This window comes from Mariniflexile maritimum (assembly GCF_009746565.1).
Lineage (GTDB): Bacteria > Bacteroidota > Bacteroidia > Flavobacteriales > Flavobacteriaceae > Mariniflexile > Mariniflexile maritimum.
Window position 1 is genome coordinate 370,730 of the sequence record NZ_WRPN01000002.1, and the last position, 24,271, is coordinate 395,000.

22 protein-coding genes and 2 tRNA genes are annotated in these 24,271 nt (G+C 40.2%); 13 read left to right on the forward strand and 11 right to left on the reverse strand.

The window, feature by feature from the left end; genetic code table 11:
• Positions 1 to 41 precede the first annotated feature (41 nt).
• The 6 genes from clpP to GQO80_RS04485 all read right to left on the reverse strand — a co-directional run bounded on the left by clpP (position 42) and on the right by GQO80_RS04485 (position 5,113).
• Positions 42 to 716: an ATP-dependent Clp endopeptidase proteolytic subunit ClpP gene (clpP, locus tag GQO80_RS04460; protein ID WP_157207124.1), complete on the reverse strand. Its 675-nt coding sequence runs from the start codon at positions 714 to 716 to the stop codon at positions 42 to 44.
• A 178-nt stretch (positions 717 to 894) separates the two neighbouring features.
• Positions 895 to 2,223, reverse strand: a complete 1,329-nt coding sequence (gene tig / locus GQO80_RS04465; protein WP_157207125.1) for a trigger factor — start codon at positions 2,221 to 2,223, stop codon at positions 895 to 897.
• 127 nt (positions 2,224 to 2,350) lie between these two features.
• Positions 2,351 to 2,704, reverse strand: a complete 354-nt coding sequence (locus GQO80_RS04470; protein WP_157207126.1) for a phage holin family protein — start codon at positions 2,702 to 2,704, stop codon at positions 2,351 to 2,353.
• Entirely contained in the window at positions 2,701 to 3,567 is an 867-nt protein-coding gene (locus GQO80_RS04475; RefSeq protein WP_157207127.1) for a class I SAM-dependent methyltransferase, read from the reverse strand. The genes GQO80_RS04470 and GQO80_RS04475 overlap by 4 nt, the downstream gene beginning before the upstream one ends.
• Positions 3,568 to 3,610: 43 nt before the next feature.
• Positions 3,611 to 4,375, reverse strand: a complete 765-nt coding sequence (locus GQO80_RS04480; RefSeq protein ID WP_157207128.1) for an alpha/beta fold hydrolase — start codon at positions 4,373 to 4,375, stop codon at positions 3,611 to 3,613.
• A 6-nt stretch (positions 4,376 to 4,381) separates the two neighbouring features.
• Positions 4,382 to 5,113 (reverse strand): pyridoxine 5'-phosphate synthase, encoded by a 732-nt coding sequence (locus GQO80_RS04485; protein WP_157207129.1) that lies wholly within the window; start codon positions 5,111 to 5,113, stop codon positions 4,382 to 4,384.
• A gap of 87 nt (positions 5,114 to 5,200) precedes the next feature.
• On the opposite strand from GQO80_RS04485, the gene GQO80_RS04490 reads away from it, so the two are divergent.
• The 8 genes from GQO80_RS04490 to murI all read left to right on the forward strand — a co-directional run bounded on the left by GQO80_RS04490 (position 5,201) and on the right by murI (position 13,775).
• Complete coding sequence (locus tag GQO80_RS04490) at positions 5,201 to 5,860, forward strand: CBS domain-containing protein (RefSeq protein WP_157207130.1); 660 nt, start codon at positions 5,201 to 5,203, stop codon at positions 5,858 to 5,860.
• 5 nt (positions 5,861 to 5,865) lie between these two features.
• The gene (locus tag GQO80_RS04495) at positions 5,866 to 6,750 is read left to right on the forward strand and encodes an NAD kinase (RefSeq protein WP_157207131.1); all 885 of its coding nucleotides are present in this window, start codon (positions 5,866 to 5,868) and stop codon (positions 6,748 to 6,750) included.
• 301 nt (positions 6,751 to 7,051) lie between these two features.
• Positions 7,052 to 7,738 carry a type IX secretion system protein PorG gene (gene porG / locus GQO80_RS04500; protein ID WP_157207132.1) on the forward strand — a complete coding sequence of 229 codons (687 nt, stop codon included), beginning with the start codon at positions 7,052 to 7,054 and terminating at the stop codon, positions 7,736 to 7,738.
• 1 nt (position 7,739) lies between these two features.
• Entirely contained in the window at positions 7,740 to 8,480 is a 741-nt protein-coding gene (locus GQO80_RS04505) for an isoprenyl transferase (protein ID WP_157207133.1), read from the forward strand.
• The gene (gene bamA, locus GQO80_RS04510) at positions 8,413 to 11,067 is read left to right on the forward strand and encodes an outer membrane protein assembly factor BamA (RefSeq protein ID WP_157207134.1); all 2,655 of its coding nucleotides are present in this window, start codon (positions 8,413 to 8,415) and stop codon (positions 11,065 to 11,067) included. Before GQO80_RS04505 ends, bamA begins: the two co-directional genes overlap by 68 nt.
• A 256-nt stretch (positions 11,068 to 11,323) precedes the next feature.
• The gene (locus GQO80_RS04515; RefSeq protein WP_157207135.1) at positions 11,324 to 12,388 is read left to right on the forward strand and encodes an OmpH family outer membrane protein; all 1,065 of its coding nucleotides are present in this window, start codon (positions 11,324 to 11,326) and stop codon (positions 12,386 to 12,388) included.
• Positions 12,389 to 12,421: 33 nt separating this feature from the next.
• A complete protein-coding gene (locus tag GQO80_RS04520; RefSeq protein ID WP_157207136.1) occupies positions 12,422 to 12,928 on the forward strand; it encodes an OmpH family outer membrane protein in 507 nt (168 codons plus the stop codon).
• Positions 12,929 to 12,995: 67 nt separating this feature from the next.
• Positions 12,996 to 13,775, forward strand: coding sequence for a glutamate racemase (gene murI, locus GQO80_RS04525; protein WP_157207137.1), 780 nt, complete (start codon positions 12,996 to 12,998; stop codon positions 13,773 to 13,775).
• Positions 13,776 to 13,815: 40 nt separating this feature from the next.
• Here the strand turns inward: murI and GQO80_RS04530 are convergent, their stop codons facing one another.
• Complete coding sequence (locus GQO80_RS04530) at positions 13,816 to 14,349, reverse strand: RNA methyltransferase (RefSeq protein WP_157207138.1); 534 nt, start codon at positions 14,347 to 14,349, stop codon at positions 13,816 to 13,818.
• A 227-nt stretch (positions 14,350 to 14,576) separates the two neighbouring features.
• Here GQO80_RS04530 and mutS point away from each other — a divergent pair, with 227 nt between their 5' ends.
• The 3 genes from mutS (at position 14,577) to GQO80_RS04545 (ending at position 17,433) form a co-directional block, all read left to right on the forward strand.
• Positions 14,577 to 17,156: a DNA mismatch repair protein MutS gene (mutS, locus tag GQO80_RS04535; protein WP_394350994.1), complete on the forward strand. Its 2,580-nt coding sequence runs from the start codon at positions 14,577 to 14,579 to the stop codon at positions 17,154 to 17,156.
• Positions 17,157 to 17,251: 95 nt separating this feature from the next.
• Positions 17,252 to 17,323 (forward strand) — tRNA-Gly (locus GQO80_RS04540).
• Positions 17,324 to 17,349: 26 nt separating this feature from the next.
• A tRNA-Leu gene (locus GQO80_RS04545) sits at positions 17,350 to 17,433 on the forward strand.
• Positions 17,434 to 17,748: 315 nt separating this feature from the next.
• Here the strand turns inward: GQO80_RS04545 and GQO80_RS04550 are convergent.
• Positions 17,749 to 18,291, reverse strand: a complete 543-nt coding sequence (locus GQO80_RS04550; RefSeq protein WP_157207140.1) for a T9SS type A sorting domain-containing protein — start codon at positions 18,289 to 18,291, stop codon at positions 17,749 to 17,751.
• Between GQO80_RS04550 and GQO80_RS04555 the strand changes: the two genes are divergently transcribed.
• Together GQO80_RS04555 and GQO80_RS04560 are read left to right on the forward strand one after the other, a co-directional pair.
• On the forward strand, positions 18,258 to 18,539 hold the full coding sequence (locus GQO80_RS04555) for a hypothetical protein (RefSeq protein ID WP_157207141.1): 282 nt from the start codon (positions 18,258 to 18,260) through the stop codon (positions 18,537 to 18,539). The genes GQO80_RS04550 and GQO80_RS04555 overlap by 34 nt on opposite strands.
• A gap of 116 nt (positions 18,540 to 18,655) precedes the next feature.
• Positions 18,656 to 19,135: a hypothetical protein gene (locus GQO80_RS04560; RefSeq protein ID WP_157207142.1), complete on the forward strand. Its 480-nt coding sequence runs from the start codon at positions 18,656 to 18,658 to the stop codon at positions 19,133 to 19,135.
• Positions 19,136 to 19,269: 134 nt separating this feature from the next.
• Here GQO80_RS04560 and GQO80_RS04565 read toward each other — a convergent pair whose 3' ends face one another.
• Genes GQO80_RS04565 through GQO80_RS04575 form a run of 3 tightly spaced genes read right to left on the reverse strand, consistent with a single transcriptional unit; the run spans position 19,270 to position 24,247 of the window.
• Positions 19,270 to 21,444, reverse strand: coding sequence for a glycoside hydrolase family 97 protein (locus GQO80_RS04565; protein WP_157207143.1), 2,175 nt, complete (start codon positions 21,442 to 21,444; stop codon positions 19,270 to 19,272).
• A 15-nt stretch (positions 21,445 to 21,459) separates the two neighbouring features.
• Positions 21,460 to 22,839, reverse strand: coding sequence for an alpha-amylase family glycosyl hydrolase (locus tag GQO80_RS04570; protein ID WP_157207144.1), 1,380 nt, complete (start codon positions 22,837 to 22,839; stop codon positions 21,460 to 21,462).
• Between the two features lie 19 nt (positions 22,840 to 22,858).
• On the reverse strand, positions 22,859 to 24,247 hold the full coding sequence (locus tag GQO80_RS04575) for a SusF/SusE family outer membrane protein (RefSeq protein WP_157207145.1): 1,389 nt from the start codon (positions 24,245 to 24,247) through the stop codon (positions 22,859 to 22,861).
• Positions 24,248 to 24,271: the final 24 nt, after the last annotated feature.

The following is a 24,271-nucleotide window of genomic DNA, read 5'->3' on the forward strand; positions in this document are numbered from 1 at the left end:
AAATATGGCTATAACAATTCTATAAAATTACAATTTTTTATTTAATTACGGGCCAAAATTTCATCAATCATACCATATTCTTTGGCTTTATCGGCTTTCATCCAGTAGTCCCTATCGCTATCGGCATATACTTTTTCGTAATCTTGTCCCGAATGTTTGCTAATTATTTTATACAGTTCTTCTTTAAGGATAAGTATTTCACGAGCTGTAATTTCGATATCGCTGGCTTGACCTTGCGCACCTCCTAGGGGTTGGTGGATCATTACGCGCGAATGAGTTAAGCCGCTGCGTTTTCCTTTGGCACCCGCACATAGCAAGACAGCGCCCATGGAGGCCGCCATACCAGTACAAATGGTAGCAACATCGGGTTTTATGAACTGCATGGTATCATAAATACCTAAACCTGCATACACGCTTCCGCCTGGGGAATTGATGTAAATTTGAATATCTTTTGAAGAATCGGTGCTTTCCAAAAACAAAAGTTGGGCTTGAATGATGTTTGCTACCTGGTCGTTTATGGCGGTGCCCATAAAAATGATGCGATCCATCATTAAGCGTGAGAATACGTCAAAAATAGCAATGTTCATTTGGCGCTCTTCAATAATATTGGGCGTTAGGTTTGTTGGGTACATGCTACTGATAATTTTATTGTAGTAGGTACTGCTGATGCCTTGGTCTTTTATCGCGAATTTTTCAAATTCTTTAGCGTAATCCATAATTGTTGCTTGTTGTTGTTTTAAATTAAATAACGAATACCTTTATTGGGTGATTTTATAATGAAGCGCAAATTAAATTGAAGCCTTCATTTAAGGTTAAATGCACCCAACGAATTAGGCGCTATAAAACTAATTATAGCGCCTAAATATAGTGAATTATTCCGTATAGGCACAGATATTATTCGTGCCCATACACTTCTTTTACGAAGTTTTCGTAAGTTAACTCCTTTACTTTAAGGTTTGCTTTTTCTTTGTAAAGTGATAATAATTTTTGGCTTACCAATTGCTCGGAGATACGGCGTGCTTCTTCTTGATTTGATAAAATACGGGCAGCAATGCTATCCAGTTCTTCGTCGGAAGGGTTTAATTGGCCAAATTGTGCCATTTGTGCCTTGATCATTTCCCTGGAATGATTTCTTATATCATCCATGGTAACCTGTATGTTGTTGTCGGTAATAAGTTTGCCCTCGATTAATTGGTAGCGTAAGCTTTTTTCCGATTTTTCGTATTCTTCTTTGGCCTGTTGCACATCCATGGGTTGCTCGCCGGCGGTTTGCATCCATTTCTGTAAGAAGCTTGCTGGCAAATCGAACTTGGTATGTTCTACCAAATACTCGGTGACGTCGTTTAAAAGTTTTTGGTCTGCTTGTTGCGTGAATTGCTTTTCGGCATCCTCTTTAATTTTATCTTTTAATTCCGTTACCGATTTAACCAGATCTTTCCCAAAAAGTTTATCGAACAGTTCTTGGTCCAACTCGGCAAGTTCGCGTTTGTTGATTTCAGAAATGGTGAAGGAAACCTCAATGTCCAATCCGTGCACGTCATCATGACCCAGTTTCAAAGCGTGCATTAGTTCGTGGTCGTCTTCATACAATCCTTTGGTTTGCAATGAAATAACATCGCCAACCTTGGCGCCAACAAATTGTTTTTCGGTCGCTTTTCCTTTAAATTTATCTAAGGTTAGGGTTACTTTGTTTTCAATGTCGCGTTCTTCATTTTTAAAAACCCCTGTAATTTCGCTATCTTTCTCAACTTGGGTTTGCGAAATTAATTTTCCGTATTGCTTTTGGATGCGTGCCACTTGTTCGTCAATCATTTTAGAATCGGCTACAATGTGGTAGTGCGTTAGGGGTTCCTTGCTGTTTAGGCTTACTTCAAATTCTGGAGCTAGGCCTAATTCAAATTCAAATGAAAGCGTGTCGGCATCCCAGTTAATGGCATCTTGAGGCTTTGGCAGTGGTTGCCCTAAAACGTCCAGTTTTTCTTCGGTAAGGTATTTGTTTAAAGCGTCTTGCAGTAGCTTGTTAACTTCATCGACCAATACCGCTTTACCGTATTGTTTTTTTACCATTCCCATGGGTACGTGGCCTTTTCTAAAACCGGGGATATTTGCTGTTTTGCGGTAATCGGTTAAGATTTTTTCCACTTTATCGCTGTAATCCTCTTTTGCGATATTTACTTTTACTACAGCATTTAATGCATCAACGTTTTCTCTTGTAATATTCATTTTAAATGATATGAAGCCTTAGGGGCGTTTTACGAACTATTTTATTTTTAAATATGTCATTAAAATTGGGTTGCAAAAATATAACATTTTTACAACCCTACAAAGTTTTTAACAGCTTGATTGTAAGCTATTTTTTGTCGTCTTTTAAAAGCGAATGTAGAAACGATTGCAATATGGAGAGTAGGATGCTAAACAAGATGGCTGTCCAGATGCTGTTTACTGCAAAACCATCGATTAATTTATCGGCCAGAAGAATGATTAAGGCGTTAATTATCAACAAGAATAGCCCCAAGGTAACAATGGTGATGGGTAAGGTTAAGATAACCAAAATGGGTTTTACCAACAGGTTTAAAACCGCAAGCACAATGGCTACAATAATGGCAGTAACAAAGGTGTTTCCGGATAGGGTAACGCCTGGTAAAAAATAGGCCAAAATAAATACGGCAAGGGCCGTTAACAAGAGTTTTAAAATGAGGTTCATATAGAAAGTTTTTTAAATATTACAATGTCTTGGTATTCTTTTTTGGACGCATCCCTGATGGTGTCCTTCCAAAAACCATCAATCATCTTCACACATTCAAGGTTCGCCTTTTTTAGCATGAGCTTGATCTCGTTTTTGTGAAAAGCGATGTTGCTGGACTTAACGTTGTTGTGCATTAACCGGTAATTGTCTTTTTTATAGGGAAAGGCCATGGTGGCTTTTTCGGAAATAAAGGATTCATTTTCAGAATCATACAGAAAGAATGTTGAAAAACACAAACCCTCTGGTTTTAGTACTTTTTCTATTTCGGAAAAATAATGTTGAATTTCATCTGCCTGCATGTGGGTAAACAATGAAAATGATATGATTTTGCTGAAGCTGTTTTTCGGATACGGAAATTGAAAACCAGTAGCTTTTAATGAGGATGTGTTATACAGATCGTTAAAGATTGGCACGTATTTAAAGTTGAAATTGGGGAAATCTGTTCCTATGCCGTTGTTGCACCAATCGACGCCCTTCTTTACAACATCAAAACCATCATAAGTGCCGTTTTGGTTAAGGTAGCCGGTTAAGGCAATAGCGGTTCTTCCAATACCGCTTCCTATATCCAAAATAGCGTCGTTTGGTTGAAGGTTGATGGTTTCCTTAAGCAAGTCCAATTGTTTTAATCCTTGCTGTATGTAATTTTTGGCACTGGCCGGAGACCCCGTATATATAAATCCTCTTGCAGGAACGTAAGGGTGTGTTTTGCCTGTTATTTTGTCAAAAATATCTATGGGCAAATAATACAATCTGCGTATTAAAAATCTTTGACGCGAGCTTAAGCTGTACCAGAAACTCCTTAACTTCTTGGTTTTTTTCATATTAAAGTCATAAAGCTACTATTTAATTTCAACATAATGGCGGTTATTTTAAAAACCCCATTACCGTTTTAAAAAAATCTTTTGGGTTTTCGGCGTGCAACCAATGGCCCGCATTGGCAATGGTTGCCAGTTTTGCGTTTGGAAAATGGTTTAAAATAATGGTTTCATCATCAGCACCAATGTATTCTGAACGATCGCCCCGAACAAACAGGGTTGCTTTAGTGAAGGTAGCTTGTGCCGGCAAAGGCTCGCCCACTTCGGCGACTTCAGCTTTTAAAACCTGTAAATTCATGCGGATGCCTAATTTTCCTTTTTCGACCCAATAGAGGTTTTTAAGTAAAAATTGCCTAGTGCCATAATCGGAAACATGTTTGCTTAAAAGCGCATCGGCTTCACTTCGGCTTTTAATTTTATCAAAATCTAAAGCGCAAAGACCATTTAATATGCCATCATGGTGAACAGGGTAAAAACGGGGTGAAATATCAACTACAATCAATTTTGAAACAAGATTTGGATATTTCGTAGCAAATAACATGGCTGTTTTTCCGCCCATGGAATGGCCCAATAAAATAATTTCTTCAAGGTGGTGCGCTTCACAGTAATGTTTTAAATCTTCAACCAGCACATCGTAGTTAAATTCTTCACTGTGAAAACTATGTCCGTGATTGCGCTGATCGAGCAAATGTACCTGAAAATGGGCTTCACTAAACTGCATGCCCAGTGTTTTCCAGTTGTCGCTCATGCCCAAAAAGCCATGGAGTATTACAAAAGGGGTGCCTTTGCCGATGATGTTGGAGTGTAAAAGCATTGTGATTTACGATTTACTGAATTCTGAATTGAGTTTACGAAGATACATTTGAATAACGTTCTCAATGCCCAAATACAAACTTTCGGCAATAAGCGCATGCCCAATGGAAACTTCCAAGAGGCCGGGTATGTTTTCATTGAAATATTGAATGTTATCCAACGATAAATCATGGCCTGCATTTATGCCCAATCCCAAATTTGTGGCAAGTTGGGCGCTTTCAGCGTATGGTTTTATGGCATTTTTATTCCCTAAAGCGTATTGGTGCGCAAAAGCTTCGGTGTAAAGTTCAATTCTGTCGGTTCCTGTGGCTTTGGCTCCTTCAATTTGCTTCAAGACAGGATCGACAAAAATGGAGGTTCTGATGCCGTTTTGTTGAAATTCCTTAATAACATCCACTAAAAAATCCTTGTGTTTCAAGGTGTCCCAACCCGCATTACTGGTTATGGCATCTTCGGCATCGGGCACTAAGGTTACTTGGGTAGGTTTCACTTTTAAAACCAAGTCCAAGAACGATTTTACGGGGTTGCCTTCTATGTTGTATTCGGTATAAACAACAGGCTTTAAGTCAAACGCATCTTGGTAGCGAATGTGGCGTTCGTCGGGGCGTGGGTGTATGGTAACGCCCTGGGTGCCAAAGCGTTGAACGTCCTTTGCAAATTGCACCACATTGGGCACGTTGCCGCCCCTAGAATTTCTTAAAGTCGCTATCTTGTTAATGTTTACACTTAACTTTGTCATGGTTCACTGTTTTAAATGACAAAAATACAAAGTAGAACAGGCTTATATGCTTTTTTTTTGATTAATTTGCATGCATACAACTAGGTGATGAATTTATCAAAATACATTATAAACGACATAAAGCCGTTAAAAAACACCAACAAAATTAGCGATTTGCAATTGCTGTTCAACCAGTTAACCTATTCGCACATGCCGGTTCAGGACAAAAACAAATTCTATTTAGGCTGTTTTTCCGAGACCGATGCCCACTGTTTTGAAAAAGATAAAACACTGGGCGATTACAAATATGCCCTTGAGCCTTTTTTTGTGCGCGATAGTACTTTGTGGCTAGACGTTTTAGAGGCGTTTGCAAAAAATTCAACCAATATCATGCCCGTTTTAAACGACCAAAACGCCTATTTGGGTTATTATGAATTGAATGATGTGATGAATTTGTTCAGTGAATCGCCATTTTTCTCGGATGCCGGTGGGATTTTAATAGTTGAAAAAGGCATCAACGATTATTCCTTTAGTGAAATTTGCCAAATTGTGGAATCGAACAACGGCAAACTTTTGGGGGCCTTTATTTCTAAAATGGACATGGATGTTGTGCAGGTTACCTTAAAAGTTAGCAACTTGGGGCTAAGCGACATCATTCAAACCTTTAGGCGGTATAGCTACCACATTGTATCTGGGCACGAAGAAGACAGCTATTTAGAAAGCTTAAAGGATCGATCGGATTATTTGAATAAATATCTAAACATATAAAAGGTATGAAAATTGCCGTTTTTGGACGATTTTACAATGAAAGCACGACCACTTCCGTACAGCGGTTGTTCCACTATTTATTGGATAAACATGCCGACGCTTACATTGAAACCGAGTTTTTCAACATTATAAAAAAAGAAATCCCAAATTTTGATGATTACAAAACCTTTAAAACCTTTGATGCTTTAGATGGGTCTTTTGATTTATTGGTAAGCGTTGGGGGCGATGGCACCATTTTAAGATCCATTATTTTTGTGAAGGATTTAGGAATACCAATCATTGGCATCAATACTGGAAGATTGGGCTTTTTGGCCACCATACAAGTCGATCAAATAGAAAAAGCCATCCAAAATATCATGGACGGCAAGTATAAAATATCCGAACGCAGTTTGCTCGCCATTGAAACACTGCCCGAGAATACCGAAATAAAGGCACTTAATTTTGCCCTCAATGAAGTAGCCATAAGCAGGAAAAACACCACCTCCATGATTACCGTAGAAACCTATTTGAACGGCGAATATTTAACATCGTACTGGAGCGATGGCTTAATCGTATCTACCCCAACTGGTTCAACCGGTTATTCGTTAAGTTGTGGCGGCCCTGTAATCACTCCCGATACCAATAGCTTTGTTCTGGCGCCCATTGCACCGCATAATTTAAGTGCGCGCCCCTTGATTATTCCCGATTCAACCGAAATACAGCTCAAGGTTGAAGGTCGCGAGGAAAGTCATTTAATTTCCCTCGATTCCCGCATTGCCACCCTAGAAAATGGCACCATCATCAAAATAAAAAAAGCCGATTTTAAAATCAAAATGATCGATCTTTTAGATGAAAGTTTTTTAAGCACCCTTCGAAAAAAACTACTTTGGGGCGAAGACAAACGCAATTAGGCAATAATTTTAAATAAATGGTGTTTTACACTAATACAATTTACAGTGCAAACGTATTAGGATGTGTTACAGATAAAAAAACCACAAATCCACAAAAAATGTTGTTTAATGGAATTGATGGTTTATTTGAAAAAATTCATTTGGGGTTTTTTAAAATTTGTGGCATTAATACAGTGTTAGGCGTAAAACAGAAAAATTCGTGCATGCCTTGCATTGTTTTTTAACATTTACAAAAATACAATCCATCTCAAATTGTTTTAGGCTAATCTTATTTATTATATTTGCAAACTTTTGAATATTTATGAGGCACATAACCATCTTGATATTAAGTATTTTAACCATCCAACTAAGCCATTCACAAATTAACGAACTCGGTGTTTTTTTAGGCGGTAGCAACTTTATTGGCGATGTAGGTGCAACCAATTTTATTGCGCCCAACAATCCTGCCCTTGGCATTTTATATAAATGGAACAGAAGCCCTAGACATTCCTGGAGGGTCTCCTTGATTTATTCTGATTTAGAGGCCGACGATAGCAAATCCGACGATCCACGGCGCCTTCAAAGAAACTACTATTTCAAATCGAACTTGCTGGAAATTTCCGCAGGCATGGAGTTTACCTTTATCGACTTCAATTTGCATACCGGCCGAAAAATAGGCACGCCCTATTTATTCACCGGCATAAGCGTTGCCCATCACGATAATTATTACTTTTTAAACGGCGTTCAAACCAGCGAGAACAATTCCAGTTGGGCCTACGGCATTCCCATGGCATTGGGCTATAAAACAAACATTCTGGGAGCCATTATCTTAGGGGTTGAAGTGGGCGCGCGTTATACATTTTCAGATGAATTGGAAGGTAGCATGCCAGATAGCGCCAATCATTTACCATACAGATTTGGCAATATCAACAACAACGATTGGTATGTGTTTTCGGGCATAACGCTAACCTATACATTTGGCGAAAAACCATGTTACTGTTACAATTAAAATGGATTTAAAAGAAACTGTTCAAAGCAAAAACCTCCCCAAGCACATCGCTATTATTATGGATGGCAACGGGCGTTGGGCAAAACAACAAGGCATGATGCGCGCTTTCGGACATGAAAATGGCACCAAAGCGGTAAGGCAAACGGTTGAAGCTGCTGCTGAAATAGGCATTGAAAACCTCACGCTTTACGCCTTCTCGACCGAAAACTGGAACCGTCCAAAATTAGAAGTGCAAACCCTAATGAAGCTTTTGGTTTCTTCACTTAAAAAAGAAATAAAAACGCTTCAAGATAACAATATAAGGCTTGCTGCCATAGGAAACCTACATACACTGCCCAAAAAAGTGTATAACGAACTTCACGAAGTTATCGAACAAACAAAAGGCAATGATAGAATGGTTTTAACCCTAGCGTTAAGCTACGGCTCGCGCGAAGAATTGCTAAATACTGTTAAAGAGATTAGTATTAAAGTTAAAAATAATATAATTTCGCCCGAAAAAATTGATGAATCAATTATAAATGAGCATCTTTACACGCGAAATTTACCAGACGTAGATTTGCTTATCAGAACCAGTGGCGAACAGCGCATAAGCAACTTTTTACTTTGGCAAATTGCTTATGCTGAACTGTATTTTACAGGTGTACTATGGCCAGATTTTACAAAGCAGCATCTGTATGAAGCCATTAATGAATATCAAAAAAGAGAACGACGATTTGGGAAAACAAGTGAACAACTTAGCTAATATTTTACCTTTGACAACATTTTTAAAACACGGCACCGTACTTTTGCTTTTCCTAAGTACACTAAGTATCAAAGCACAAGAGTTACCAAACAACTCCGGTAAAAAATACACCATAGGCGATATAACCGTTTCCGGAAATACCACATTCAGCGAGCAAACCATCATTACCTACTCGGGCTTAAGAAAAGGCGAGGAAGTGAACATACCCGGTGAAACCATTGGCGATGCCATTAAAAAACTTTGGAACTCAAAATTATTTAACGACATTGAAGTGTATGTTACCAAAATTGAAGGCGATGTGGCCTATCTTGAAATTAGACTGTCCGATTTGCCCCAACTTAACGAAATTAAAATAAACGGGGTAAAAAAATCCAAAACAGAAGCCATTATTAAGGACAGCAAACTAACCAAAGGCACCAAAGTAACCGAAAACCTTATTACCACTACCAAAAACTTCCTTGAGAAAAAATATAAAAAAGAAGGGTATCTAAACACAAAAGTACATGTTAATACTATTGAGGTTAAAGATTCTATCACCACCGCACGTGTTAATATGGTGCTTAATATAGATAAAGGTGAAAAAGTAAAAATCAAGGATATTGCTTTTACCGGAAACGCCGTTTTAAGCGATAAAACCCTTCGTAAAAGCATGAAAAGTACCAAAAAGATAAACCGACTTCGTATTTTGAAGCGTTCCAAGTTTATCGATTCCGCTTATCAGGCCGATTTAAAAAAAGTAGTTGATAAATATAAAGAACACGGTTACAGGGATGCCCGTATTTTATCGGACAGCCTCATTACCAACGACGATAAAACCATATCACTCCATATTAACGTTATAGAAGGTGAGCAATATACCTTTGGCGATATTGCATTTATTGGCAATACCGTTTATACCAACGAATACTTGAACAGAATCTTGCGTATTAGAAAAGGCGACACCTATAATGGGGTATTGTTGCAAAAACGCATTGCCGATAATACCAAGCCCGATGGGTTTGATATTACCAACGAATACCAAAATAACGGTTATCTGTTCTCTACCATCAACCCTGTTGAAGTAGGGGCAGCAAACAACGTAATTGATATGGAAATTAGGATCTCCGAAGGAAAACCGGCCTATTTCAACAATGTAAGCGTGGTTGGCAACGACAAAACCAACGACCACGTTATTTACCGCGAAATTAGAACGCGCCCCGGGCAGTTGTATAGTAAAGCAAATGTGGTGCGTACCGTTAGGGAACTTGGGCAATTGGGCTTTTTTGATGCTCAGGAAATATCGCCAAACTTCAACAACCCAAACCCCAACGAAGGCACCATCGATATGGAATACTCGGTTAAGGAAACCGGTTCCAGCCAAATCGAGCTGCAAGGTGGTTACGGCGGCGGCGGTTTTATTGGTACTTTGGGGTTATCGTTCAATAACTTCTCTATAAAAGATATCTTCAAAAAAGATGCCTATAAACCCATACCTATGGGCGATGGCCAAAAACTGGCGTTGCGCTTGCAGGCCAGCCGTTTTTACCAAACATACAGCTTTTCGTTTTCCGAGCCTTGGTTAGGTGGTAAACGCCCTGTACAGTTTTCAACATCGTTATCGCATACCAAACAGTTTTTGTATAATTACCAAACGGGAAATGCCGATAAATCAAAAAGTTTCAATATTACGGGCATTACTGTTGGTTTGGCAAAGCGTTTGCAAGTGCCAGACGATTTCTTTGTGTTATCACAGGCCGTAAGTTTTCAGCGCTACGATTTAAACAATTACAACACCGGTTTATTCACGTTTGGCGATGGCTATGCAAACAACCTATCGTACACGGTTGGGTTAAGCAGGGACAACACCAACATAGATCCTATTTATCCAACCGGGGGCTCGAAATTTGGGGTAACAGCCAAATTAACAATTCCTTATTCCTTGTTTGATGGTGTTGACTATAAAGAATTATCAACTATTTACGATGCCGAAAAGATAAAAAGAGCGGGCGCCACCAGTACTGCCGATCCTGTTTATATCGCTGCCAACAAAGAAATTGCACGTATAGACCAAGAACGATACAAATGGCTCGAATTTTATAAAATTAACTTTAAAGGCGAATGGTTTACACAGCTTACCAAAGATTTGGTGTTAAGACCAAGCATGGAATTTGGCTTTTTAGGGGCCTATAATAACGACCGTGGGGTGATTCCTTTTGAGCGTTTCTTTTTGGGTGGCGACGGTTTAGGAAGCTACAGTTTAGATGGTAGGGAAGCCATTGCATTGCGCGGTTACCCCAACCAGTCCCTGTCCGATCAAGATGGTGGTACCATTTACAATAAATTCTCTTTGGAACTGCGTTACCCTATCACACTAAAAGCTTCGGCAAAAATTTATGGTTTAGGCTTTTTAGAAGGTGGTGCATCGTATAATAACTTTAGGGATTACAACCCGTTTGATATCAAGCGTTCTGCGGGCTTGGGCATCCGTATTTTTATGCCGGCATTTGGTTTGTTGGGTATCGATTTTGGCTATGGTTTCGACCCGCTATCTACCGAAACAAAAGCCCATGGCTGGGAAACGCACTTCATTATTGGGCAACAATTTTAATTTTGGCACGATATTTTCTAATAACAATGTGATGATTTGAATGAGAATTAAAATTTTTAAGATTAAATTTCGTTAATTTTGAAATGAGCAAGCTAAAATTTTTCTTTACATTGAAAATGCTTAATTTGCGAATGACATCTGAGAGGTTAAAATCAACGAAATAATCAGGTGAAACGATAATTCCAAGAAGTGGCAGAAACAGAAAAATCATCTGTCGGTTTTAGGATTAAAAAACAATAAAAAAAAACAGACACAGATGAAAAACAACGTTCTTTTTTTACTGATATTAGTTTTTATCACAAGCTTTACAGCGCAAGCGCAACGGGGCGTAAGAATTGGTTACATCGATACCGAGTTTATCTTGGAAAACATACCCGAGTACCAAGAAGCCTCCATGCAATTAAATGAAAAGGCCGACAAATGGAAAAACGAAATTGAGGCCAAATTAGGAGCTGTTGAACAAAAACGAAAAAATTTAAGCAACGAAAAAGCACTGTTAACCAAAGAACTTATTGACGAGCGCGAAGAAGATATAGCCTTTGAAGAAAAGGAAATTTTAGACTATCAGCAAAAGCGATTTGGCCCCAACGGCGATTTGTTCATTCAAAAAAAACAGTTGATGCAGCCTATTCAAGACCAGATTTTTGCCGCGGTTCAAGATATGGCCGATACCAAAAAATACGATTTTATTTTTGATAAATCATCCGATGCCACCATGCTGTATTCAGCAAAACAATTCGATTTAAGCGACCAAATAATACGAAGCATCACCAGATCATCAAAACGCACCCAAGCCGAATCAAAAGCCGAACGAAAAGCGGCCGAAGCCGAAGAAGTAGTTCCAGAAGTAAATTACGAACAGGAAGCGCGTGAAAAAGCATTGGAAGAAAAAAAAGTAGAGCGTGAAAGCGCTATTGAAAAACGCCGACGGGAAATTTTGGAAGCGCGCGAAAAGGCAAAACAAGAAGCCGAAGCAAAACGCCAGCAAATTTTGGAAGACCGTGAACGGGCAAAACAGGAAAAACTAGATGCCAGAAAACCTGCCGAAGAAAAGATTACCAATGAAACAGCACCAAAAGTAGAAGAAGCAACCAAGGCACTTGAAACCCCAACAGTTGCAAAACCAGAGGAAAAACCTGAAGCAAAACCAGAAATTAAAACCGATACCAAACCCGAAACCAAAACACAAGCGCAACTTATAGAAGAGAACAGACAAAAAAAATTAGCCGAAAGGGAAGCGCGAAAAAAAGAACTTGAAGACCGTAAAAATAAAATTTTAGAAGAACGCCAAAAGGCAAAAGAGAGTACAAAAAACAATTAAATAATTTATAACACACTTAATACTATTAAAAAAATGAAACAATTGAAAACCTTATTATTGGCAACCGCATTATGCCTTGGAACCGTAAGCTTTACAAACGCCCAAAGCAAAATTGCCCATATAAATACCCAAGAATTGATTACGTCTATGCCAGAGATGAAAGAGGCGCAAAAACAACTTGAAACAGCAAGTAAAGCATACCAAACAGATATCCAGAGCTCGGTTACCGAGTTTCAAACCTTGTTAAAACAATACGAAGCCGAAGCCAGTACCAAAACCGAGGAAGAAAACGCTAAAAGAGGTCAGGAAATACAAGAGAAACAACAACGCATCCAACAGTTCCAGGCCGATGCCCAAAAAGATTTACAGAAAAAAGAAATGGATTTGCTACAACCCATTACCGAAAAAGCAAAAGCCGCTATTTTAAAGGTTGGTAGAGCCCAAGGTTTTGACTATGTATTGGATGCTTCTCAAGGCGTAACTATTTTAGCCGATGGCAAAAACTTGCTCGACGATGTTAAAAAAGAATTAGGTATCTAAATTATAGTATAAATAAGTTTATAAAAAGCTGTCTTTTACAAGGCAGCTTTTTTATTTTTGCTAAACCATGAACACACAACCTATTGGTATTTTCGACTCGGGCGTAGGTGGCACTTCCATTTGGACAGCCATACATGCACTTATGCCCCACGAGAATACGCTCTATTTAGCCGATAGTGCCCATGCACCCTATGGTACGAAAAGTAAAGAAGCCATTATTGCGTTAAGCAAAAAAAACACCGAATATTTAATGGGGCAAGGGTGCAAAATTATTGTTGTGGCCTGTAACACGGCCACCACCAATGCCATTACGGTACTGCGGGAAACGTATAACATCCCCTTTATTGGCATAGAACCCGCCATTAAAACGGCCGCCTTACAAACAAAAACACAAACCATTGGTATTTTGGCAACCAAAGGCACTTTGAGCAGCGAACTGTTTTCAAAAACATCGGGTGCTTTTACAGGTTCTATTAAAATAATCGAACAAGTTGGCGAAGGCATCGTTGAGTTGATAGAAGACGGAAAGTTGTTTTCAAAAGAAATGAAGGCCCTTTTAAAACTATATTTAAACCCCATGATAACGGCCAACATTGATTATTTGGTGTTGGGTTGTACGCACTATCCTTATCTTATGCCCTTACTGTTGGAACTGCTTCCTAAGCACGTAAAAATTATAGATTCTGGTGAAGCCGTTGCAAGACAAACAAAAGCCGTTTTGGTTAAGCATGATTTGTTAAATCTACAAACCAAAAAAGCACAAAACCGTTTTTTTACCAATGGCAACACCCGTGTTATAGCAACGCTTTTAGGTGAAAAATATAAAGTTGACTACCTCAATTTTTGATCTAGGCCATTGTTAATGATTATTTAGTTTAAGCTACATATTACCTACGTTTCAACTTACAAAACAAATCCCAAACCACCACACCACAGCTTACCGAAATATTTAAGGAATGTTTGGTGCCATATTGCGGAATTTCAACAACCAAATCACTCGCCGAAACCACGTTTTGCGATACGCCTTTTACTTCGTTGCCAAAAACGAGTGCGTAAGTTGTTTGTTGTTTGGGGCTAAAGTCGTTTAGCATGGTAGCGTTTTCAGCTTGTTCAATGGAGATAATTTTAATGTTTTCGGCTTTCAATTTTTCAACCAAAGCAACTGTGTCTTCAACATATTCCCAAGCAACGGTATCGGTACTGCCTAAAGCGGTTTTGTGGATGTCTTTATGTGGCGGGGTTGCCGTAATGCCGCAGAGGTAAATTTTTTCAATAAGAAAGGCATCACTGGTTCTAAACACCGAACCAATGTTGTTTAAACTTCTAATGTTGTCTAATATAATTACAATGGGCGTTTTTTTTACTTCTTTAAAGTCTTCAACGCTTAATCTATCCAATTCACTGTTTTTTAGTTTACGCATATTTTATTGTGGGTCATTCCGAGAAACGAAGTAATCTCTTTGTTTTTGGTACAAACCCAAAGACTGCTTCAGTCATGTTTCCTTGGTAATGACGATTATAGATTGTGAATAATTATCAATAACTTCTAGTATAACCACTTCAAAGAAAATGGAAAATTGGTTACATTAGCAAACTTACTAAAAAACTAAACCATTTGGCAGCCAAAAGCACAAAAGAAACCCCGTTAATGAAACAGTACAATGCTATTAAAGCAAAGTACCCCGATGCCTTATTGTTGTTTCGGGTGGGCGATTTTTACGAAACTTTTGGTGCCGATGCAGTGAAAGCTGCGGGTATTTTGGGCATTATTTTAACCAAACGCGGTGCCGGTAGCGAGAGTGAGATTGAGTTGGCAGGGTTTCCGCACCATTCTATAAACACCTATTTGCCTAAATTGGTAAAAGCCGGACAACGAGTTGCTATTTGCGACCAGTTGGAAGACCCCAAGCAAACCAAAACCATTGTAAAACGAGGCGTTACGGAATTAGTAACACCTGGAGTAGCGTTTAACGATGAGGTTTTGGTGTCCAAATCAAACAACTTTTTGTGTTCGGTGTATTTCGATAAAAAACAGATTGGGGTGTCGTTTTTGGATATTTCAACGGGCGAGTTTTTAACCTCACAGGGCAACGCGGAATATGTTGATAAACTGCTGCAAAATTTTAGCCCTAGCGAAGTGCTGGTCTCTAAGCAAAAACGCGAAGTGTTTAAGGATACCTTCGGAAAAGATTTCCATACATTTTATATGGAAGATTGGGTGTATCAAAGCGATTATGCTTATGAAACCCTTGTTAAACATTTCAACACGAAAACATTAAAAGGTTTTGGCATTGACGAACTGTATGAAGGCATTATCGCCGCGGGTTCCATTCTTCATTATTTGGGTGAAACGCAGCACAATAAACTGCAGCACATTTCAGCTATTTCTCGCATTGCTGAAGATGAGTATGTGTGGATGGATAAATTTACCATACGGAACTTAGAGCTTTACAATTCTACCAACAACAACGCGGTAACGTTGCTAAACGTGATTGATAAAACCATTTCGCCCATGGGTGGCAGGTTGCTAAAACGATGGTTGGCGTTGCCTTTAAAAAGCATCGACAAGATTAAACAGCGCCATGAAGTAGTGCGTTTTTTAACCAAAGATACCACGGTGCTTCAAAAAATTCAAAACCACATCAAGCATATAGGCGATTTAGAGCGGTTAATCTCTAAAGTGGCTACCGGAAAAGTGAATCCTCGCGAGGTCATTCAACTTAAAAATTCCTTAGAAGCCATTGTTCCTATAAAAACCTTAGCGAGCAACTGTAACAACGAGTCGCTTAAAATTATAGGCGATATGCTTCAAAGTTGCGAGGTGCTTCGCGAAAAAATTAAAGAAACACTAAATGAAGATGCACCCGTTAACGTATTAAAAGGGCATTCTATTGCCGTTGGGTTTTCATCTGAATTGGACGAATTGCGTGGGTTGTCAAAATCAGGAAAAGACTATCTTGATAACATGTTGAAACGGGAAAGTGAACGCACAGGCATCACTTCATTAAAAATAGATTCCAATAACGTTTTTGGCTATTATATTGAAGTACGCAACACGCATAAAGATAAAGTGCCGTTAGATTGGGTGCGAAAACAAACCTTGGTGAGCGCAGAGCGTTATATTACCGAAGAGCTAAAAGAATACGAAACCAAAATTTTAGGGGCGGAAGACAAGATTTTAGCCATTGAACAGCAGGTGTTTGCAGAGTTGGTGGTTTGGCTCAACCAATACATCAAACCGGTGCAGCAAAACGCTTATTTAATTGGGCAATTGGACTGTTTGTGCGGGTTTGCGCAGTTGGCAACCCACAATCATTACGTGTGTCCAATTATTGACGAATCGTTCGATTTGGAGATTAAGGATGGCCGCCACCCCGTTATTGAAAAACAGCTCCCTATTGGAGAACCCTATATTGCCAACGATGTGTTTTTGGATCGAACTACGCAACAAATCATCATGATTACGGGGCCAAATATGTCTGGTAAATCGGCCATTTTACGTCAAACCGCTTTAATTGTTTTGTTGGCGCAAATAGGAAGTTTTGTGCCTGTAAAAGAAGCACGCATAGGTTTGGTTGATAAAATTTTCACCAGAGTGGGCGCAAGCGATAATATTTCGATGGGCGAATCAACCTTCATGGTTGAGATGAATGAAACGGCTTCTATTTTAAATAATATTTCCAATAGAAGTTTGGTGTTGCTCGATGAAATTGGTCGCGGTACGAGTACTTATGATGGTATTTCGATAGCCTGGGCCATTAGCGAATATCTGCACGAGCACCCAGCAAAACCAAAAACCCTGTTTGCGACCCACTACCATGAACTTAATGAAATGACCGAGACTTTTGGTCGCATAAAAAACTACAACGTTTCTGTAAAAGAATTAAAAGACAATGTGCTTTTTATCAGGAAACTGGTGGAAGGAGGAAGCGCGCACAGTTTTGGCATTCATGTTGCGAAAATGGCGGGCATGCCACAGCAAGTACTGCATCGTGCCAATGCTATTCTGAAGAAGTTAGAGAAGTCACATTCCAGTGAAGCATTAACCGACAAAGTAAAAACGTTGGCGGATGACATGCAACTGAGTTTTTTCAATTTGGACGACCCATTGCTTGAAAATATCAAAGAGGAAATATTACACATTGATATAGACACACTTACGCCCGTTGAAGCCTTGATGAAACTGAATGAAATTAAGCGTATGTTGGTTAAGAAAAAACGTATGTAAAATAAAATGTATTTATTTTGCCAAAAGGCTTTGGATTTAATATAAAAATTTTAAATTTGCATCCGCAATAGCACTATTGTTAGTTCCTAAAAAACGCGAAAGTAGCTCAGGGGTAGAGCATCACCTTGCCAAGGTGAGGGTCGCGGGTTCAAATCCCGTCTTTCGCTCATAGTTTCTTTAAAAATATACCAATGCTGAGGTGGTGGAATTGGTAGACACGTTGGACTTAAAATCCAATGGCCATTAGGCTGTACGGGTTCAAGTCCCGTCCTCAGTACAAAAGCCTTTATCTTTCTTGAGATAAAGGCTTTTTTATTAGGTGCAACATAAGTTCAGTATTTTACTTTTTTTCAAAGTGTCACAATACTTATTTTTTTTTAGAACCTATTTAGTACTTGTCAAAATCCTTGATTCATGGGGTTAACAACTCAAAAATGTTCTAAAAACGCTTATTTTCTGTCCATTAAATTGGTTGTAGTTTGGTATTAAAAACTTTCCGAAATTTCAAATGAAAAGATTCACTCATTAGTTTAAGAAAAGAACAAATGAAAACCGTCTCGTTTTTTGGTTCGAGACGGCTTTTTCTAGTAAATTATTCCTTTACCAATTTCAAGCTGCTAATGCCGGAATGCGATGTTATTTGGGCAAAATAAATGCCTTTCTGTAACGCGTCATTTTCAATGAAAATAAAATTTGATGCTCTTTTTAAGGACATGATGTGTTTGCCAATAACATTGTAAACTTCAACCGAGGTCATGATGTTTTCAGATTGAATGTTCCAACCAGATCTGGATGGGTTGGGATACACCTTAAAATGTATGTTTTTAACGTCGTTTATCCCCAAAGTAGCGCTAAAAGCATAAGCTCCCGTATTTATGTTGAAAGTGATATTGTAAGTTCCACTTGTAGGCACTACAATGCCATCTGCATTTACAATAGCTGTACCGGAAGGAAAAGCGGTTCCTCCCCAGTTATAGGGCAAATCCCAAGAATGGTTGCCGCGGAATTTAAGATTTCCAGCAATCAACGGAACACTGTTTATGCTATAGTTCACATTATCTGAAGTAACCATATCGGTATCCGTATTCCAACCGCCCGGCGTTGCATCGCCAAAAATACTTATATTATGCCCCAAGACAGCTACTTTGTATCAGCATCGCAAAAATTAAGCGATTTAATAGGCATCAAGGAGGTAGAGCTGGTAAAGCTTTAGAGGCTGCGGCGGTTGTAGATGAACACCAGGAATGGGTCCGCATTGCCAATGCCCAATTAAGGTACTATCTGCACATACAAGACCCCGACAGCCTGAGCGATACCCAATGGGCACAACATATTAAAGAATTGCATTGGATTCGTAAGGCAGAAAATAGCAAGTATAATTAAACGTCAAGATTAAACATTTGTCTAATTACACTAATGACATAAAGGATACCAATGACTGCAAAAAGCGTATTTAATAAAATGGCGACCATATCAAGACTTATTGGAGATACAAATATATGGAAAATTCAATTAATTATAGCCTAAATTTTACAACAAATGCCGACAAGGTATCGGCTACCATCGATAAGCTCGAAGCCAAGACCTTGAACATAAAGGAGGCAGCCATTAAGGTCAATACCGCTTTTGTTAATTCATTGAACAGTATCAACACAAAACTTGATGCTGTAAGGTTGGATGCATTAATAAACAACATCCAACATGTTACAACAGGTTTAAATTCCCTGTCCCAACCGGGTTTAAAATTAAGTTCCTCATTGGCCGATGCCAGCGCCATCTACAATGGCGCTACCGGTTGGAAAGGTAGCGCCTCCCCAATTGTACGGCAAGGCCCAGGAATTGTTCCCTCTAAATTTTATGGCGCCTCCTTTAAGGGCGATGTTGGCAATGGTCCAATTTACATTATCGGTCGAGGTCATTTGATGGGCATCTGTTTGTGGATCTACAGGCCAACCTTGTTCAGTTCCAGAACCCACTAAGGCTACGGAAGTTAATTGTGCATTAACAAAATTAATTGCTAAACAACAAACAATAATAAAGGTAATTTTTTTCATCATGGTGATATTTATTTAGTTAGTATTAAAATGAATGCACCTTAAAGTGCACTTTTTCTTTATAGTCTTTTCAAGGATTTCAGTTCGGATGCCTCCGCTTCCTTAATGCTTATGGCAAATCCGCCACCAGGGGCCAAGAATTGGTTCAATTTACTTTTGCTGGTTACCACGGCTTTTTTTATAGTATAGGCCTGTGGGTTTTTATCCCAACTGGCATCCTTGGCATCGGCGTAAATAGTGGCGAAGTACTTTTTGCCTTCGGGTAAATAAGAAAAGTCTATGGTTGCTGTTCTTGGATTTTCATCTGTAATACCGCCCACATACCATTCGTTTTTGCCTTTGGCTTTTCTGGCTATGGTGATGTAATCCCCGGGTTCGGCCTCTAGAATATAGGAAGCGTCCCAATCCAGCGCCACATCTTTTATAAATTGGAAGGCATCGGGAAAACGTTCGTAATTATCCGGAATATCCGCCGCCATTTGCAAGGGGCTGTACATGGTAACGTAATATGCCAATTGTTTGGCAAGCGTGGTGTTTACGCGCTGGTTGCCGCCTGTGTTGTAATAGGTTAGATCGGTCTGGAAAATGCCGGGCGTAAAGTCCATAGGGCCTCCCATTAATCGGGTAAACGGCAAAATGGTGGTATGCTCTGGGGCCAAACCGCCCATGGCCTCAAATTCGGTGCCTCGTGCCGACTCCTGTGCAACCCAGTTGGGGTAAGTTCTGTTCAATCCTGTGGGCCGTACCGCTTCATGGCTGTTCACCATTATTTTATAATCGGCCGCACGTTTCGCCACATGAATGTAATGGTTCACCATCCATTGCCCATCGTGGTGCTCGCCCCGTGGAACAATCTGCCCCACATAACCTGTTTTAACCGCATTATAATTATTGTCTTTCATAAACTGAAAAGCGCGGTCCAAACGGCGTTCGTAATTGGTTGCAGAGCCTGAGGTTTCGTGGTGCATCATGATTTTAACCCCTTTTGAAGCTGCATAATCGCGTAACATTTTTACATCAAAATCAGGATAGGGGGTTATAAAATCGAACACATTTTCTTTCCAATTGCCAATCCAGTCTTCCCATCCAATGTTCCATCCTTCCACCAAAACGGCATCAAAGCCATGTTTTGATGCAAAATCGATATACGATTTTACCCTTGCGTTGGTGGCGCCATGTTTTCCGTTGGGCGTAAGTTTGCTAAAATCCTGGTCCAGTTTCACGTTTGTTTCCGTGCCATAGGCCCAAGTGCTTTTGCCCGCCACAAAATATTCCCACCAAACGCCTATGTATTTTATGGGTTTTATCCAAGAAACATCTTTATATGCCGTGGGTTCGTTCAGGTTTAAAATGAGCTTGGAAGCCAGTATTTCCGTGGCCTTATCGCTTACCACAACAGTACGCCATGGCGATTGTGCATCGGTTTGTATATAGCCTTTATTGCCCACGGCATCGGGCGTTAAATGCGAGCTCATTTTAAAGTTTACGGCATCTACGTTTAAGGACATGGCTGGGTAATTCACCAGGGCCGCCTCATGGATGTTGATGTATAGGCCATCGTCCGTTTTCATCATCGTGGGGGTTTGTACCGCCAGATTTTCAATGGGATGTTGCGCGGTTATAAAAACCGTTGCTTTTTCCATCAACTGTGGCAACTCGGCTATTTTTGAAGTGGTATAGGCATACTCATTGGTGTCGTAATCGCCTGGAATCCAGAATATTTTATGGTTGCCGGCCAGGTTAAACTGGGTATGTTCTTCCTTTATGATGAAATAATTCAAATTGGGCTGTTTTGGGAATTCGTACCGAAACCCAAGGCCATCATTAAACAACCTGAACCTGATCCTTAATTGCCGGTTATCAACCTGCGGCTGTTTTAGCAGCACCAACAATTCGGTGTAGTTGTTCCTTATGGTTTTCTGTTCGCCCATAAGCGGTTCCCACGTGGTGTCAACGCTGCTTACCTCTGTTCTATCAATCTCGAAACCTTCCATAAAAGACGGGCTGTCTTTCACCTCAATGCCCAATGCACTTGGTTTTATTACGGGTTTTCCTTTATATTGAAGTTGATAAAAAGGAATGCCATTGTTTTTAACCTCAAAGGTAAGGGACAGATTTTTGTTGGGCGAAGTGATGGTTTGCGCACCTAATGCAGCGTTCAAACCAAAAAACAGTAGAAAGCTTAGGGCAAAATGCGCCTTGGATTTTATTGAAAATCTAGAGTGGTAAAGCATAATGTTGATTGAGGGTTATTTCCTTAAGATGATGTATTGATAAGGGGTTAAGGTGATTTCAGTATTTAAGGCCATGGTTTGGTTGGTAAAGGCATCCATCCAAGTATTTCCTGAAAGTGCAGCCGGCACCAAATATTTAGCATTGCTATTGGTTAGGTTTGAAAGCACCAATACAGTTTCGGTGTCGGTTTTCATGGTGAACGCAGAAACCGCATTGCTACTATAACCGTTGTAAGTACCCGTTTTAATGGCTTCGCTGTTTTTTCTAAAATCGATTATTTTTTGGTATTTTGCAAAAACATCGGCATCGGCAGTGGTCCAATCAATCGGGGTATGGTTAAAAAACGGGATGCGTTGGGCATAACCAATTTCCTGTCCGTTGTAAATCATAGGCACCGATTTCATATAGGCAGCCACCACAAATGTTGCCAAAGAACCGGGTTTGCCACCAAAAAGCTCTAGCGGTGTACCATCGGTAATGTTTACATCATGGTTGGTGGTATATCTTACAACACGGTTATCATCATTGTAGTTGTTGCTATATTCCTCGGCATTGGCGTTTTGCAACGAAGAAGCCGGTGCACCTTCAGAAAACACTTTTTTAAGGACCTCAAAAAACCTAAAACCAAACGTATAGTCAAACCCCACATCAAAATGGTTTTTACGGGTGCCTTCAGCCAACATAAGCATGTCCTGGTCTTTTATGGCACGTATGGCTGCAATGGCCTCGGCCCAGAAACTTTGTTGTACACCGTCGGCAAAATCGCATCTAAAGCCGTCAATATTGGCATTGTAAACCCAATACGACATGGCATCGATCATGGCTTTTCTTAGTTCAACATTATCATAATTTAATTGGGCAACATCGTTCCAGCCCGTTCCTGGGGGCGCGATGATGTTTCCGTTTGCATCTTGTTGGTACCAATCGGGATGTTGGTCAATCCAGGAGTTGTCCCAAGAAGTATGGTTGGCAACCCAATCCAGCATCACGGCCATGTTCATGTTATGCGCTTCCTCCACAAGGCTGCGTAAATCGTCCAAAGTGCCAAATTCTGTATTTACTGCCTTATAGTCCTTTACAGAATAAGGGGAGCCTAATTCGCCCACAGAACGCTCCATGCCAACGGGGTAAATGGGCATGAGGTAAATAACGTTGGCGCCCAAGGATTTGATATGGTTTAAACGTTCCTTAACACCATTGATGGTTCCCGCATTGCTAAAAGCCCTAAGATTAACCTGGTAGATGATGGCATCCTTTGGTTTTGGCATGTTGGTAAACGGCGTGCCATATTGTTCGTAAAGTGGTGCAACAACAGGGTCCTTGTCTGAATCGCAAGAAGTAAACGCCGTGATGGAGCACAGGGCAAATAATATATTTAAAAATAGATTTTTCATCGAATTTTGTTTTTTATGATTATAGCTTCGTTACTGAATAGGTCGCTGAAGCAGGATTGTTGGCCCCCACGCTAAAGGTAACCTCATAGTTGCCTGCTTCCGCAATGGTGTGGGCACCAGGGTTATCAAAATACACGGTGCCATTGGCAATGTTGCCCGTATTGCCATCGGTAGTGCCGTAATTAACGGCCCAGGCATTATTGAGCCTAAATTTTAATGCACCGGGTACCAAATTACCGGTAAATTTCCATTTGGAGGTACTGGCATCGTAGGTCATGTCGGTATCGGCATCCCATCCGCCGGGGGTGGCATCGCCAATAACGCCCCAGGAATAGGCCGCCTTACTTACCGAGTAAATGGCAATGCCTGGATCGGTTGGATTGACAGCGAAGGAAACTTTGTAAAAACCACTTTCAAGAATGGTGTGCGCCCCTGGGTTGTCTAGGTACACTTCGCCGTTTTCAATGTCGCCGCTGTTGCCGCTTTCAGTGCCATAATTGATGGTCCATGTGTTGTTAAGCCTGAATTTTAAAGCGCCAGCAGCCAAAAATCCTGTATATTCCCATTTTTGTGAGGTGTAATTGTAGCCCATATCGGTATCGGCATCCCAACCACCGGGCGTTGAAGGGCCAATAATGCCCCATGAAAAAGGCACCACGGTATAAGTAAGGGTATTGAGGTTAACGGTGATTTGGTAAGAACCAAAATTTGGAACGGATAAATCGCCATCGGCCCCTAAGGTAAGATTACCGCTGCCATCCAAACCATAAAACGTATCCCAATTTTGTTCTGGCGTTATTTTAAAGGCTAAACCCTGTGGTGCGACCACGGTTAAATAACCTTGGTAAACGCCGGTGGCAATGGCCGATAACTTGGAAGCTGTGGCCGGATCCCACCCATTGTAAGCCCCTGGGATATAAATTTCGCCAAAGGGAATTTCCTCAACGTAGGGCGTCACCTTAATGGCCAAAGGCTCAGAATACGCATACCTGTCCAAATAGGCCTCCACCCGTACCATCAATTCACCTTCAACGTCGGGAGCCAATCCCAAATCGGCAGCATAATCGTTCAAATCCTTGCCCAATAATGAGGTGCTTAAGGCATCTTCGCCAACCGGTACCCTTATGGCTTGGGACCAGCCGTTTTCACCAAACGTGTCTGCCGCAACGTCTATTGCCAAGGTATAGGTTACGGGTGCCTTGATTGGAAATTGGACTGCAGGCCAAGAAACGGTTAACACCGATTCAAAATTGTTTTCCGTAGAAAGGGCAATGCTATTGGGTGTTGCCTCGATACTGCCCGGAAAACCAACGGCTTGCAAGGTAGTTAATTCAGCATCATCTTCACAGGAAGCAAGCGTACACAGCAAAAGGCTAAGTGTAAATAATGTTTTTATAAATGTTTTCATAATTTAATATTTATGTTTTTTCAA

Coding starts and splice junctions, on each gene's coding strand:
- GQO80_RS04505 (WP_157207133.1), top strand. CDS start 7,740: ATGGATTTAAAAGAAACTGTTCAAAGCAAAAACCTCCCCAAGCACATC.
- GQO80_RS04480 (WP_157207128.1), bottom strand. CDS start 4,375: ATGCTTTTACACTCCAACATCATCGGCAAAGGCACCCCTTTTGTAATA.
- GQO80_RS04495 (WP_157207131.1), top strand. CDS start 5,866: ATGAAAATTGCCGTTTTTGGACGATTTTACAATGAAAGCACGACCACT.
- porG (WP_157207132.1), top strand. CDS start 7,052: ATGAGGCACATAACCATCTTGATATTAAGTATTTTAACCATCCAACTA.
- GQO80_RS04470 (WP_157207126.1), bottom strand. CDS start 2,704: ATGAACCTCATTTTAAAACTCTTGTTAACGGCCCTTGCCGTATTTATT.
- tig (WP_157207125.1), bottom strand. CDS start 2,223: ATGAATATTACAAGAGAAAACGTTGATGCATTAAATGCTGTAGTAAAA.
- GQO80_RS04520 (WP_157207136.1), top strand. CDS start 12,422: ATGAAACAATTGAAAACCTTATTATTGGCAACCGCATTATGCCTTGGA.
- clpP (WP_157207124.1), bottom strand. CDS start 716: ATGGATTACGCTAAAGAATTTGAAAAATTCGCGATAAAAGACCAAGGC.
- GQO80_RS04490 (WP_157207130.1), top strand. CDS start 5,201: ATGAATTTATCAAAATACATTATAAACGACATAAAGCCGTTAAAAAAC.
- GQO80_RS04565 (WP_157207143.1), bottom strand. CDS start 21,444: ATGCTTTACCACTCTAGATTTTCAATAAAATCCAAGGCGCATTTTGCC.
- GQO80_RS04475 (WP_157207127.1), bottom strand. CDS start 3,567: ATGAAAAAAACCAAGAAGTTAAGGAGTTTCTGGTACAGCTTAAGCTCG.
- murI (WP_157207137.1), top strand. CDS start 12,996: ATGAACACACAACCTATTGGTATTTTCGACTCGGGCGTAGGTGGCACT.
- GQO80_RS04485 (WP_157207129.1), bottom strand. CDS start 5,113: ATGACAAAGTTAAGTGTAAACATTAACAAGATAGCGACTTTAAGAAAT.
- GQO80_RS04530 (WP_157207138.1), bottom strand. CDS start 14,349: ATGCGTAAACTAAAAAACAGTGAATTGGATAGATTAAGCGTTGAAGAC.
- GQO80_RS04560 (WP_157207142.1), top strand. CDS start 18,656: ATGGAAAATTCAATTAATTATAGCCTAAATTTTACAACAAATGCCGAC.
- bamA (WP_157207134.1), top strand. CDS start 8,413: ATGAAGCCATTAATGAATATCAAAAAAGAGAACGACGATTTGGGAAAA.
- GQO80_RS04515 (WP_157207135.1), top strand. CDS start 11,324: ATGAAAAACAACGTTCTTTTTTTACTGATATTAGTTTTTATCACAAGC.
- GQO80_RS04570 (WP_157207144.1), bottom strand. CDS start 22,839: ATGAAAAATCTATTTTTAAATATATTATTTGCCCTGTGCTCCATCACG.
- GQO80_RS04575 (WP_157207145.1), bottom strand. CDS start 24,247: ATGAAAACATTTATAAAAACATTATTTACACTTAGCCTTTTGCTGTGT.
- mutS (WP_394350994.1), top strand. CDS start 14,577: ATGAAACAGTACAATGCTATTAAAGCAAAGTACCCCGATGCCTTATTG.